We start from the raw sequence: 13428 nt of genomic DNA on the forward strand, positions 1-13428 counted from the left end.
CCGTCATGTGTTCGCCGACGGCATGAACGCCGAGCCAGCCCGGCGCACCCGGCAGCCGGCTCAACTCTGGTACACGTGTGGTGCGAGCGTGCCGACGAACGGCAGGTTGCGGTAGCGCTCGTCGTAGTCGAGTCCGTAGCCGACCACGAACTCGTTCGGGACCTCGAAGCCGATGTAGCGGACGTCCACGTCCACCTTGGCGGCGTCCGGCTTACGGAGCAGGGTCGCGATCTCGAGCGAGGCGGGGTTGCGGCTGCGGAGGTTGGACACGAGCCAGGAGAGGGTCAGCCCCGAGTCGATGATGTCCTCGACGATCAGCACGTGCTTGTCCAGCAGGTCGGTGTCGAGGTCCTTGAGGATACGGACCACGCCGGAGGACTTCGTGCCGGACCCGTAGGAGGAGACTGCCATCCAGTCCATCTTGAGGTCGGTGTGCAGCCGGCGGGAGAGGTCCGCCATGACCATCACCGCACCCTTGAGGACGCCGACCAGCAGGAGCTCCCGGCCCGCGTAGTCGGCGTCGATCTGGGCCGCGAGCTCATCGAGCCGGGTCGCGATCTGCGCCTCGCTGACCAGGACCTTCTCCAGGTCCGAGCCCATGTCGTTGGCGTCCACTCAACTCTCCCGATTGTCACTGTGTCGATGAGGTGCTGTCGGTCCGTGCGGATCATCGGGTGCGGCGGCGCGAGCCGACGCTTCCGGAGCGCGCAGGAACAGCCTGCCATACCGACGGACCGCCTCGGTCGGCCCGGGTAGGTGGATGGGACCCTGCCCGTGCCAGTCGGTCAGGAGCGCGTCGAGGGCCCGCACGTGGATCCGGGCGAGCGCGCCGTCGTCGGCGCCGGCCTCGAGGGCGGCCAGCCGCAGGGCCCGACGGCGCAGGGCCGGGTGGGCGTCGACGAGCACCGACACCTCGAGCACCACGGCGGGCCCGACGGCGTCGGTGCCGTCCTGGGGGCCGGTGGCGGTTTGGAGGTCGACACCGGCCCGGGCGTCGGCGCCGTCCTGGAGGTCGGCGCCGGACCGGAGGTCGCTGCGCGAGCGGTGGCGAGCGTCCTCGAGCAGGCCGCGGGCGAGCTCGTCGAGCAGATCGGCGTCGTCGCGGGCCAGGTCCGCGGTGCGGGCCAGCGCGACCTCCACCCCGGGACCGAGGGCGCGGGTGAGTTCGGGCAGCACGCGATCCCGCACGGCCGCACGGGGCAGTGCGGCGCCGCCGGCGGTGCGCAGCGGTCCGTCGGCCGCGTTCGTGGGGTCCGTCCACACCAGCAGGTCGCCCACCTCGCAGGCCCGCCGGGTCTGCTCGCGGCTCACGTCCAACAACGGGCGCCAGAACCGCCCGCGCACGGGCGCCATGCCGGCGAGCGCGCGGGTGCCGGAGCCTCGCGCCAGACCGAGCAGAACCGTCTCGGCCTGGTCGGCCCGGGTGTGCCCGAGCAGCACCCCGACGGCGTGGAACTCGGTCGCCGCCGCGTCGAGCAGTTCGTACCGCAGCAACCGGGCGGCGCCCTCCGGGCCCTCGCCCCTGGCGCCACCCACGCGACCCTCGGCCGCGTCCGGGACGGGACCGTGCCCACCCGCCGCACCACTGGCCGCTCCCCCCACGGCGACCACCCGCTCGACGGAACCGTCCTCGCCCATCGCACCGGCCGATCCCCCAGCGGCGACCACCCGCCTGGTGGAACCGTCCTCGCGCACCCCGCCGCCGTCGGGCGTCAGCACCCGGGCCGGGTCCAGGCCGAGCCCGGCGCACGTGGCGACCGCCCGCTCACTGACGGCACGGCTGCCGTCCTGCAGGCCGTGGTCCACGCTGACGGCGCCCGCGCGGACCCCGAGCCGGGGTGCCACGAACGCGGCGGCCGCCGCGAGCGCGAGCGAGTCCGCACCACCGGAACAGGCCACCAGGACAAGGTCACCCGGGGTCAGGGCGCCATCGTCGAGTCGAGCCTGCAGGAAGGTCCGCACCGCAGTACGGACCGCGGCGACGGCGGGGTCGAGCCGTGGCACTAGCCGTGGACCCGCCGTACCCAGGCGGCGGGGTCGGCGATCTCGGCGGCGGACGGCAGGTGTTCGGGCGCGGCCCAGACCGCGTTCAGGCCGGGGTGCCCGACCTTCGCCACGACGGCCCGGACGAACGCCGCGCCCTCGCGGTACTGGGCGAGCTTGGCGTCAAGGCCGAGGACCCGGCGCAGCAGTGTGTCCACGAAGCCCTGGCCGGCGCGGCGGGCCTCGAAGGACTTGCGGATCGTGCGCACGGTGGGCACCACCCGCGGGCCGACCGCGTCCATCACCACGTCCGCGTGCCCCTCCAGCAGTGACATGACCGCGATCGAGGCGTCCATCGCCTCCTGCTCGGCCTCGGTCAGGACCGCGCCGAGGAGCGCGCCGCCGGCGCTCGCGGTCGCGGGCTCGCCGTCGCCGCGCAGCACTCGGGGCAGGGCGCCGATCAGGTCCCGCATCCGGGAGGCCGCGTCCTCCTCGACGAGCAGGGTCGCCATGAGCTCACGCATCCGGGTGCGCATGTGGTCGGCGAGCCACGGAGCGGCGGCGAACTGGAGGGCGTGCGTCTGTTCGTGCAGGCAGACCCACAGGTGGAAGTCGGCGGCCCGGAGGTTGAGCTGGCGCTGCACGTGCAGGATGTTCGGGGCCACCAGGACCAGGCGGCCCGCGGTGACCGTGCCGTCGCCCTCGGTCCCGGTCGACGGCGGGGTGAACGGGTCGTACTGGCCGAGTACCCGGGAGGAGAGCAGGCTGAGCAGCGCGCCGAGTTCCTCGGCGGCGAACCGGGGGCCGCCCGGGCCCTTCGGGACCGGCATGAGGTCGCCGACCAGGTGCCGCAGCATGGCCAGGTTGCCCGCGGACCAGCGCGGCCGGTCGATCACGTACACGGGCCCGGCCGCGGTCCGTTCCGCGGCCTCGGTCAGGTCGGTGACGGTGCCCACGAACTCCGGCGCGCGAACCGCCCCGGTGCGCAACGAGGCGACCAGCGCGCTCAGTTCCTCACGGTCGGCCGTGGGCCCGGGCCGGGCCAGCCGCGCCGCGCGGCGCGCGGCCAGGTCCCAGTCGACGGCGTCGGTCACCGGCTCGCTCCCCCGCGGGCCGGCGCAGCGGAGCGGGTGAGGCGTGGGACCGGCGCGACGGGATACATCCCCCCAGCCTAGGCGCGACATGCGGGCCGACGGCGGCCGAGCCGGCCGGGAGTGACGAAGTGGTCGCCACTCCAGCACCCCCACCGATGGGTCGGACGCGCGGAGCCCGGAACAAGTGGGCAACGAGTGGGGAACGGGTGGGTCAGGAGCAGCCGCACGCGGCGAGTCCGGCCGCCCACGCGTCGATCGCGACCCGAGCCTGGTAGGCGGCGCCGGGCGGGAAGGAGTTCGCGAGCACGCTGAATGCGAGCAGGCGGCCGTCCGACGTCGTCACCAGACCGGCGAGCGAGACCACCTGGGGCAGCGTGCCGGTCTTCGCGGACAGGGTCCCGGCGGCGTCGGTGTCGCCGAGCCGGTCGGCCAGGGTGCCCTCCAGGTGGGCGACGGGCAGGGCCTGGACGGCGGCGAGCAGTTCCGGCCGGCCGCCGGCGGCGATCAGGACGGTGGTGTCGGTGAGCATCCGCGGGGTGAGGGTGCTGTCGCGGGACAGGCCGGAGGTGTCCTGGAACTGCGCGCCGGTGACGTCGACGCCGAGCCGGGCGATCACGTCCAGCACGGCGATCCCGGCGCCGACGAAGCTGGCCTCCTGCCCGGTCTGCACGGCCGTCATCCGGCCGAGGACCTCGGCGAGGACGTTGTCCGAGTGCTGCATCATGTACGCCACGATGTCCCGCAGCGGTGCGGACTCCACCGAGCCGAGCACGGTCGCGGTCTCCGGCCGGGCCGCCCGGGTCACGTCCCCGGTGACCGTGATGCCGCGGGCCGCGAGCGCAGCCGCGAAGTCCCCCGCCGCGGCCAGGGCGGCGTCGGAGGATCGGCGCGTGACGCCGTCGACGATCCCGATGTTGACGGCGAGCGGCATGATCGGCATCGCCCAGCCGCCGGCCAGGTCGACCTCACCCCAGTCCGGAGCGAGCGCGGGGCCGGTGAACAGGGTGTCGTCGAGGGTGAGGGCGACCTCGGTGCGGCCCTGGGCGAGGAGTTCCGTGGCCACCTGCTCGGCGAGGTCGCCGAGCCCGGCGTGACCGATCGTGGCCTCGGGGTCACCGGCGTCCGCGGCGACGGTGATGTCGCCGCCGGCGACCAGAGTGATGGTGCCGTCGTCGGCGCCGACGACCTCGGTGGTGAACGTGTGCCGGTCCCCGTACGTCTCGAGCACCGCCACCCCGGTCAGGAGCTTGAGGGTGGACGCGGGCACGTACGGGTTGGTGGCCGACGACGCGTACAGCTCCTCGCCGGTGGCCACGTCCCGGACCGAGACCCCCGGGGTGGGGCCGACCCGGGCGTCCTCGAACAGCGGCGCCGTCAGCGCGGCGAGCGCATCCGCCGTCGGGACCGGTGCGTCCGGGTCGACGCCGGGTGCCTCGGCAGGGCTCGCCACGGTCGGCGAGGCCGGGTCCGGGAACGGGTCCGCGTCCGGCCACGGCGGGTCGTCGGTGAGCACACCGGGCGCCTGATCCGTGATGTCGAGGTAGGCGTAACCACCCAGTCCGACGATCACCAGGGCGAGGACGAGGCCGACGGCGAGTCCCCGACGGCGCCGCCGTCGCCGTTTCGTGCGTGCCACGCTCACCCCATCCGGTCCTCTGCCGCCACCTGCCGCCACCTGCCGCCACCGGGATGCCGCAGCCCGGGCCGGCGTAGGACAGACTATGGCAAGGACCATCAGGCGAACGGGAAGAGAAGACCGTGGAATTCGACGTCACCATCGAGATCCCCAAGGGGCAGCGCAACAAGTACGAGGTGGATCACGAGACCGGACGGATCCGCCTGGACCGGATGCTGTTCACCTCCACGCGCTACCCGGACGACTACGGCTACATCGAGGGCACCCTCGGCGAGGACGGTGACCCGCTCGACGCGCTGGTGCTGCTGGAGGAGCCGACCTTCCCCGGCTGCCTGATCCGGTGCCGGGCACTGGGGATGTTCCGGATGCGCGACGAGGCCGGCGGCGACGACAAGGTGCTGTGTGTCCCGAAGGGCGACCAGCGCGCGTCCTGGCGCTCCGACATCGACGACGTCTCCGAGTTCCACCGACTGGAGATCCAGCACTTCTTCGAGGTCTACAAGGACCTCGAGCCCGGCAAGTCCGTGGAGGGCGCCCACTGGGTCGGCCGCGCCGAGGCCGAGGCCGAGATCCAGCGCTCGTTCCAGCGTGCGATCGACACCGGCTACTCACACCCACAGCCGCATATCGCACACTGACCGGGGGCGGCCGAGCCTGAGGTCGCACGGTGAGTTTCGGGAACGACCCGGGTCTGTTCCGGGTGAGATGACCCTACCCACCCCTGGAGCCACCATGCCCGGACCACGCCTGTCCCGCCCGGACCCCCGCTACGGGGACGACCCGACCGCGGCGCCGTGGGCCCGCACCGACCGGCTGCTGGCCGATGCGGAGCTGTACTGGCTGAGCACGGTGCGCGCCGACGGGCGCCCGCACGTGACGCCACTGATCGGCGCGTGGTTCGACGACCGGTTCCACTTCGCGAGCGGAGCCAGGGAGCAGAAGGTGCACAACCTCCTGCTGAACCCCCAGGTGGCCGTGACCACCGGGGCGAACGCATGGGCGGCGGGCACCGATGTGGTGCTCGAGGGCACGGCGCAGCGGTTGACGGAGCCGGTCCGGTTGCAGGCGTTCGCCGACGCCACCCTCGCGAAGTACGGCGAGGCGTGGCGGTTCACGGTCCACGGTGACGGCGTGGGCGACGGCGACCACCCGGCCTGGGTGTTCGCGGTGACACCGGCGAAGGTGCTCACGTTCGGCAAGGAACCGCACTCCCAGACGGCCCACATGTTCGACTGAGTCCCGTCTTCGCGGGGCCCTCGCCGAGCGGGCGGAGCATCGACGCGAACGCCGGACGACCTTCCCCGGGTCCTCCGGCGTTCGCCGTCCGGCCGGCTAGGGACGACCCGCCATCGGCAGCACGTTCGTCCACCAGATCGGGACGAGTTCCACGCTGCCACCGGGCCGCGGTGCGTGCACGCGCATCCCGTTCCCGGCGTAGATGGCCACGTGGTAGATGCGGCCGTTCTCGGCGTAGAAGATGAGGTCGCCGGGGATCATCTGGCTGACCGGGACGTGGCTGACGGCCGCGTACTGGTCCCTCGTCGTGCGCGGCAGGTTCACGCCGGCGTTCTGATAGGCGCGCATGGTGAGTCCGGAGCAGTCGTAACTGTTCGGGCCTGCAGCGCCGTACACGTACGGCTTGCCGATCTGCGTGCGCGCCCAGGCGAGGGCCGCGGCACCGGCGCCCGACGACGGCGGCGGGGTGGCGGCGGGCGGGGGCGTCGGCGCGGGAGTCGCCGGCGGCGCAGGGGTCGACGGCGGTGGCGCGGGTGTCGCGGGTGGTGCCGGGGTGCTCGGAGCCGGAGTGCTGGGCGCCGGGGTGCTCGGCCCGGCGGGCGTCGCCGGGGCGGCGGGCGTCGCCGGGGCGGCGGGCGCGGCCGGGGTTGCCACGGGAGCGCTGATCGCGGCGGCGGCCGCAGCGTTCTCCCGGTCCCGCTGCTGCTGCTCGAGCGCGGTCTGACGCTCGGCCTCGAGTTCCGCGGTGGTGTTGCGCAGGGCGGCGAGTTCGTTGATGAGGCCGGCCCGCTCGGACTGGGTGGTCTCGAGGGTGGTCTGTGCGGTGAACGCGGCGGCATCCGCGGCGTCGGAGGCCTCCTCGAGCTCGGCGGTGGCCGCCTCCTGCTCCGCGAGCGCGTCGTCGGCCCGCTCGTGCATGATGTCGGCGACCAGCTCCGCCGCGTCGAGCTCGCCGAGCGCGTCCGTGGCGTTGCCGCCGAGCCGGTCGAACGTCGTGGCCCCGTGGACCGCGTCCTGGACGCCGTCCGCGGACAGGAACATCGAGAGCTGCTGCAGGTCGCCGCCGTTGCGGTAGGCCGCGGTCGCGATGCGGGCCACCTCCTGGCTCGCTACGAGGACGGCGGCGTCCGCCTGGTCCGCGGCGACCTGGGCCGCTTCCGAGGCCTGCTCGGCATCCTCGAGGTCAACGGCAGCCTGGTTGTAGGCCTCGGCGGCGACGGCCGCCTCGACGTTGGCGGCGTCGGCCGCGGCCGCGTTCGTGGCCAGCTGCACCTCGAGCGCGGCGATCTGGGCCGCCGTGCTCTGCTGGGCGGCCCGGGAGTCATCGATGTCGTCCTGGCTGGGGATGGTCGGCTCGGCGGACGCCGACCCGACCGCCAGGGTGCCCGCGAGCGCCACCGAGCCGAGTACGGCGACGAGGCGTCGCCCGGGTCGTGCTCTCACCGATCAGTCTCCATCCACTCCAGTGCCGAACGAATCCCCTCGACCCCGGTGACCGACCCAGAACTACACCGATGTCATTCGGATCTGAGTTTTCCCGGCGTGTCGGGTTGACGATTCGATCGCTGTCCGCCGCTCAACGTAGTGGAAGTTGTTGAATTTGTGAACACGAGTCCCAACTTTCACATTTGTCACACGTGTCACAGGCACGAATCGCGGTGCCAGCATGCCGATCTCTACGTCCGAACCACTCACAGCCCGACGTCTTGCCATGTGAGATTTGCCAGTTACCCCTTGGGACGGCACCTATCGTGGGAAACCATCGGTCCAGGACCACCCCACCCCCACACGCACCGGAGAGAGCCTTGAGCGAGAACTGGAACTTCGAGACCCGTCAGATCCACGCCGGCCAGAGCCCCGACGGCCAGACCGGTGCCCGAGCCGTGCCGATCTACCAGACGACCTCCTTCGTGTTCAAGAACACCGAGGAGGCCGCGAACCGGTTCGCCCTGGCCGACCTGGGGCCGATCTACACCCGCATCGGCAATCCGACCCAGGCCACCGCGGAGGACCGGATCGCCTCCCTCGAGGGCGGCGTCGGGGCGCTCCTCGTGGCCTCCGGGCAGGCGGCGGAGACGCTCGCGATCCTGAACGTCGCCGAGGCCGGCGACCACGTCGTGGCCAGCCCGAGCCTGTACGGGGGCACCTACAACCTGCTCCACTACACGCTGCCCAAGCTCGGCATCTCGGTGACGTTCGTGGAGAACCCGGACGACCCGGAGTCCTGGCGCGCCGCCGCGCAGGAGAACACGAAGCTGTTCTTCGGGGAGACCATCCCGAACCCGAAGGGCGACGTCCTCGACATCGAGGCCGTGGCCACCGTGGCCCACGAGGTCGGCGTGCCGCTGTTCGTGGACAACACCGTCGGCACCCCCTACCTGGTACGCCCCATCGAGTTCGGCGCTGACGTGGTCATCCACTCGACCACCAAGTACCTCGGCGGCCACGGCACCCAGATCGGCGGCGTGATCGTGGACGCCGGTAGCTTCGACTACGCCCAGCACCCGGAGCGTTTCCCGAACTACAACACCCCGGACCCGAGCTACCACGGGCTCACCTACGCCAAGGACCTCGGCGTCGGCGGCGCGTTCGGCGTCAACCTCTCGTTCATCCTCAAGGCCAGGGTCCAGCTGCTGCGCGATCTCGGGCCGGCGGCCAGCCCGTTCAACGCGTTCCTGCTGCTGCAGGGGTTGGAGACCCTGTCGCTACGGGTCGAGCGACACATCGAGAACACCCAGAAGGTGGCGGCCTACCTCGAGGCCCACCCGCAGGTCCGCTCGGTGAACTACGCCGGCCTGCCCTCGAGCCCGTACCACGCGCTCGCCCAGAAGTACCTGCCCAAGGGCGCGGGCGCCGTGCTCGCGTTCGAGATCGAGGGCGGCCTCGACGCCGGCCGCGCGTTCGTGGACGGTCTCGAGCTGCACTCCCTGGTCGCGAACATCGGCGACGTGCGGTCCCTGGTGATCCACCCCGCCTCGACCACGCACAGCCAGCTCACGCCCGAGGAGCAGGCCGCGAGCGCCGTCACCCCGGGGCTCGTGCGCCTGTCCGTCGGCCTCGAGCACATCGACGACATCATCGCCGACCTGGACACCGGGTTCGCCGCGGCGATCGCGGTCCCGGCCGACGAGGCCGCCGAGCCGGCCGGCATCTGACCGGGAACCGGACGACCGGGCGCACGAGGCAGGGACGAACTACCGTGGACGCAGTCCAGCAGGCGGAGGTGGCCATGAGCGAGTCCGAACGACGCGCACACCGCCCGTCGGCGCGCGACCGCACCGCCGGTGGTCCGATCCCCGCCTCGTGCGCGTGGCGGGAGACGGATCCGGTCGGCAGGCGACGGTTCGCCGACCTCGGTCCACTGCACCTCGAGGCCGGTGGCAAACTGCCCGAGGTCCGGATGGCGTACGAGACCTGGGGCACGCTGAGCGCCCGGGCCGACAACGCCGTGCTGGTCCTGCATGCCCTCACCGGCGACTCGCACGTCACCGGCGACGCCGAGCCGGGCCACCCGACGGCCGGCTGGTGGTCGGACATGATCGGGCCGGGTCGTCCGATCGACACCGACCACTACTACGTGGTGGCGCCGAACGTGCTCGGTGGCTGCCAGGGCAGCACCGGTCCCTCCTCGGACGCCCCGAACGGAACCCCGTGGGGCAGCCGGTTCCCGTACGTGACGGTGCGCGACCAGGTGGCCGCCGAACGCGAACTCGCCGACCGGCTCGGCGTCGGCACCTGGGCCCTGGTCGTCGGGGCCTCGATGGGTGGGCACCGGGCCCTGGAATGGGCCGCCGGAGAGCCGGACCGGGTCGCCGCCGTCGCCGCGATCGCGACGTCGGCGCAGAGCACGGCGGACCAGATCGCGTGGGCGCACGCCCAGATCGGGGCGATCCGCGCCGACCCGCGCTACCGCGGCGGTGACTACTACGACGCGGCCGCGGGCGACGGCCCGCACGTCGGCCTGGGGATCGCCCGGCAGATCGCCCACACCACCTACCGCAGCGCCCGCGAGCTGGACGAACGGTTCGGGCGGCTGCCCCAGGGCGGCGAGAACCCGCTCGGCGGCGGCGGCCGGTTCGCCGTCCAGTCCTACCTCGACCACCACGCGAACAAGCTCGCCCGCCGCTTCGACGCGAACTCCTACGTGGTCCTGACGGAGTCGATGAACACCCACGACATCGGCCGGGACCGAGGTGGCGTGGAGTCCGCGCTGGCCTCGATCACGGCCCGCACGCTCGCCGTCGCCGTGGATTCCGACCGCCTGTTCCTGCCCACCCAGTCCGAACGGATCGCCGCCGGCGCCCCGAGCGGCACCTACCGGTTGCTGCACTCGGACTACGGGCACGACGGCTTCCTGATCGACTTCGACCAGCTCGGGCCGATCATCGCCGAGTTCCTCGGCAACCGCGCCTATCTGACCCGCTGAGACCCCCCGGGTCCCTCGTCGGGCCCGAACCTGACCGTCAGCGCTCGTGGAGCGCGACCCCGATCTGGTCCGCGGCTCGCTGCAGCACGGCCTGCACGGCGAGCGTGTCCGCCCAGGGCATGATCTCGCTCTGCACGGCGCCGGCGGCCAGGGCCCGGTTCACCTCGTCGAACTCGAGCGCGTATCCGGCGCCCCCGGGTGCGACGTCCATCGGCTCCGGGTCCGCCCCGTCCCGGTGCAGCACGAGCGAGGTCGGGTGGTGGAAGCGCGGCGGAACGTCGATCCACCCGTCGGTCCCGAAGATGCGTCCCTGGCCCGGCAGCGGTAGCCGGAACGAGGTGAGCAGGCTCGCGGCACGCCCGTCGGCGTACCCCAGCGTGATCGCGGCCTCCGCGTCCACGCCGGTCTCGAGCAGGGTCCCGCTCGCCGTGACGGTGTCCGGGCCCCCGAGGAAGTGCTGGGCGAAGGAGACCACATACACGCCGAGGTCGAGCAGCGCGCCGCCGCCGAGCTCGAGCGCGAACAGGCGGTCGGAAGGTTCGAACTCCCGGCGCACGCCGAGGTCGGCCTGGACCGCCCGGACCTCACCGATCGCGCCGTCGGCGATCAGTTCGCGGGCCCGCACCAGCGCCGGCTGGAACCTCGTCCACATGGCCTCCATGACGAACGTGCCGGACTCCCGGGCCGCGGCCAGCACCTCCTCGGCGCCGGCGAGCGTGGCCGTGAACGACTTCTCCACGAGCACCGCCTTGCCGGCCCGCGCCGCCGCGATCGCCTGCCGGGCGTGGTCGGAGTGCGGCGTGGCGATGTAGATCGCGTCCACGTCCGGGTCGTCCAGCAGGGCCTCATGGGACCCGTGCGCCCGGATCTCGGTGCCGAGGGCGGCCCCGTGCTCGGTCGCGAAGGCCCGGGCCCGGTCCAGGGACGAGGAGCCGACGGCGGCCAGCACCCCGCCGTCGACGTGGCCGAAGTCGGCGGCCACCTTCGCCGCGATCCGACCCGGCCCGAGGATGCCCCAGCGCACCTGCGTCATGTCCCGTCCATCTCCCGCGATCGTCGCGAACGTTTCCGACCCTGCCGTCCGACCTGCCAGTGGCACGCGCGGCGCGCGAGTTCCACCATCGTTCCGCCATCATGGTGGCATGCCGACACCGCTGCCGACCCTGACCGCCGAACTTCGGGACCAGTGGGACCTGCTCCGGGGCAGGCTCGAGGACCTCGACCACGACGTGCTCGCCGAGCCGAGTGCCGTCCCCGGCTGGAGCGTCGCCGACCTGGTCGCGCACCTCGGACGTTCGATCGCGGCGTTCTCCGCCTGCGAGGCACAGCCCGCCGAGGTGGAGCCCCTGTCCCTCGGGGAGTACCTGCGCGGCTACGCGATGGGCGCCGAGGAGATCACCCGCGCGGCGAAGACCCTGGCGGCCGACCTCGGCGACGATCCCCTGCCCCGCCTGGACGAGCTGTCCGAGGCCGCCTTCGAACGCCTCGCCGCGCTCACGGAGGCGGGACCGGATGCGGTGGTGCTCGCCCGGCGCGGGCCGATCACCGTGCGCGACCTGGTGCTCACCCGGATCATCGAGCTCGTGGCGCACGGGTACGACCTCGCCACGGACCTGCCCGACCCCGCTCCGGTCGACGCCGGGGCGCGCAGGCTGGCCGCGGAGGCGCTGCTCGAGGCGCTCAACTGGGCCAGCGGCTACGACCTGCAGGTGGGCGACGAGGTCGCCTGGATCAAGACGGCGACGGGACGGCTCACCTGGGCCGACGCGGTCGCCGCGGGGGCGCTGCGCCCGGAGTACCTCAGTGACGGGCTCCCCGACGTGAGCCGTTTCCTTCCGTTGATCTGAGCGCCCGGCGGCTCGGCTCGCCGCCCGTTCGGGCGGCCTGGGCCGCGGGTGCCTGGCGGTGCCCCGACCGGTCTGTCCGGATCACCTCGGCGCGGGCATCGGCGAGTGCGAGACCGCCCTCGGCGAAGCGCCACTGGGACCAGGCGTCGGCCGGTTCGTGACCGAGCAGGTGCGCGGCCGCGGCGTCGAGCTCTCCGTGCTCGACGCCGCCGGAGACCACGACCACGCCGTCCTGCCGGAGCCACGCCGTGTGGTCGCGCTCTCGCGAACGCAGCACGATCCGCACCGGGGCGTCGACCAGTGCCGCGACGGCGCGCAGGTGCTCGGACGCCCGCACCGGTTCGGGTTCGCGCCGCAGCGGGAACCGGGTGGTGGGGTGGGCGGCTGGCGGCTGTGGTGGCGGTGCGGTCGCAGCGGCCGCTACTGGGGCGGACCGGACCGGCTCGGCAGGCGCCGGCGCGGTCGCCGGCGCCGCGGCCCGCCCGATCGATGCCGGAGCGGTCTCCGGCACCGCGGTCGAGCCGACCGGTGCCACCGGACCGGTGACGGGAGCGAGTTCGGGCTCCGCCTCGCCGTCGAACACCCGCACCCGGGACGGCGCGACGTCGGTGACGTCGAGCAGCGGCGCACCGGAGGGGCCCTCCCGGACATCCACGGCGACCACCCGCACACCGTGCATCACCCGCAGGCCGGCGAGCACCTCGGCGGACACGTCACCGGCCACGAGGTACAGCTGCGGGCCCGGTTGGGCGCCCGCGGGCCGGGACTCCCGGAACGCGTTCCAGTCACGCCGGAAACCGGCCACACCGGACCGGTACCGACCCGCGATGGTCAGCCAGGACGCCGCCGCGTTCTCACCGGCACCGGCGAGGGCGCGCATCAGCGTGGCCTCGTCGAGCCGGTCCACGACCAGGGCGGTGACCACCTGACCGGCGGGATCCATCGCGGTCAGCACCGGCTCGGCCCCATCGCTCCAACAGATCGGGAAGAGGTCCGCTTCGAGCACGTCGAGCAGATATCGCCGTAGCGCCGATCTGTGGTCGGGGTTCAGCCGGCTCGGGCCCTGCCGTCCGAACGTCGCTGGGACGAGGTGACCGGACTCGAACGCGAACGACGGCATCGGCAAGGGTTCTCTTCTGATGGCAGCGGCGGGCACGGCAGTGCTTCCGCGGAAGCGCGCCGTCAGTTCTGTGACTGTCCTGCCCC

General features: G+C 73.2%; 12 protein-coding genes. 5 read left to right on the plus strand and 7 right to left on the minus strand.

Features of this window, described 5'->3' with window-relative positions; all coding sequences use genetic code 11:
- Positions 1–60 precede the first annotated feature (60 nt).
- The 4 genes from hpt to dacB form a co-directional block, all read right to left on the minus strand.
- Complete coding sequence (gene hpt, locus EXU48_RS12550) at positions 61–615, minus strand: hypoxanthine phosphoribosyltransferase (protein ID WP_133107979.1); 555 nt, start codon at positions 613–615, stop codon at positions 61–63.
- On the minus strand, positions 616–2004 hold the full coding sequence (locus tag EXU48_RS12555) for a tRNA lysidine(34) synthetase (protein ID WP_207947715.1): 1389 nt from the start codon (positions 2002–2004) through the stop codon (positions 616–618).
- Positions 2004–3077 (minus strand): zinc-dependent metalloprotease, encoded by a 1074-nt coding sequence (locus EXU48_RS12560; protein ID WP_235856990.1) that lies wholly within the window; start codon positions 3075–3077, stop codon positions 2004–2006. Before EXU48_RS12560 ends, EXU48_RS12555 begins: the two co-directional genes overlap by 1 nt.
- A 211-nt stretch (positions 3078–3288) precedes the next feature.
- Positions 3289–4713: a D-alanyl-D-alanine carboxypeptidase/D-alanyl-D-alanine endopeptidase gene (gene dacB / locus EXU48_RS12565; RefSeq protein ID WP_165962795.1), complete on the minus strand. Its 1425-nt coding sequence runs from the start codon at positions 4711–4713 to the stop codon at positions 3289–3291.
- Positions 4714–4835: 122 nt separating this feature from the next.
- Between dacB and EXU48_RS12570 the strand changes: the two genes are divergently transcribed.
- A complete protein-coding gene (locus EXU48_RS12570) occupies positions 4836–5351 on the plus strand; it encodes an inorganic diphosphatase (RefSeq protein WP_133107982.1) in 516 nt (171 codons plus the stop codon).
- A 94-nt stretch (positions 5352–5445) separates the two neighbouring features.
- Positions 5446–5949: a pyridoxamine 5'-phosphate oxidase family protein gene (locus EXU48_RS12575; protein WP_133107983.1), complete on the plus strand. Its 504-nt coding sequence runs from the start codon at positions 5446–5448 to the stop codon at positions 5947–5949.
- Between the two features lie 96 nt (positions 5950–6045).
- On the opposite strand, the gene EXU48_RS12580 is transcribed toward EXU48_RS12575, so the two are convergent.
- Positions 6046–7392: a C40 family peptidase gene (locus EXU48_RS12580; RefSeq protein ID WP_133107984.1), complete on the minus strand. Its 1347-nt coding sequence runs from the start codon at positions 7390–7392 to the stop codon at positions 6046–6048.
- Between the two features lie 362 nt (positions 7393–7754).
- Between EXU48_RS12580 and EXU48_RS12585 the strand changes: the two genes are divergently transcribed.
- Both EXU48_RS12585 and metX read left to right on the plus strand, forming a co-directional pair.
- Positions 7755–9104 (plus strand): bifunctional o-acetylhomoserine/o-acetylserine sulfhydrylase, encoded by a 1350-nt coding sequence (locus EXU48_RS12585; protein ID WP_133107985.1) that lies wholly within the window; start codon positions 7755–7757, stop codon positions 9102–9104.
- A 74-nt stretch (positions 9105–9178) separates the two neighbouring features.
- Entirely contained in the window at positions 9179–10375 is a 1197-nt protein-coding gene (gene metX, locus EXU48_RS12590; protein WP_133107986.1) for a homoserine O-acetyltransferase MetX, read from the plus strand.
- Between the two features lie 37 nt (positions 10376–10412).
- Here the strand turns inward: metX and EXU48_RS12595 are convergent, their stop codons facing one another.
- On the minus strand, positions 10413–11408 hold the full coding sequence (locus EXU48_RS12595) for a Gfo/Idh/MocA family protein (protein ID WP_133107987.1): 996 nt from the start codon (positions 11406–11408) through the stop codon (positions 10413–10415).
- Positions 11409–11517: 109 nt separating this feature from the next.
- Here EXU48_RS12595 and EXU48_RS12600 point away from each other — a divergent pair, with 109 nt between their 5' ends.
- Positions 11518–12222, plus strand: coding sequence for a maleylpyruvate isomerase N-terminal domain-containing protein (locus EXU48_RS12600; RefSeq protein ID WP_133107988.1), 705 nt, complete (start codon positions 11518–11520; stop codon positions 12220–12222).
- Here EXU48_RS12600 and EXU48_RS12605 read toward each other — a convergent pair.
- The gene (locus EXU48_RS12605; RefSeq protein WP_133107989.1) at positions 12176–13342 is read right to left on the minus strand and encodes a hypothetical protein; all 1167 of its coding nucleotides are present in this window, start codon (positions 13340–13342) and stop codon (positions 12176–12178) included. The two genes, EXU48_RS12600 and EXU48_RS12605, sit on opposite strands and share 47 nt — an antisense overlap.
- Positions 13343–13428 lie beyond the last annotated feature (86 nt).

Source organism: Occultella glacieicola, assembly GCF_004353825.1.
GTDB classification, from domain to species: Bacteria; Actinomycetota; Actinomycetes; order Actinomycetales; family Beutenbergiaceae; genus Occultella; species Occultella glacieicola.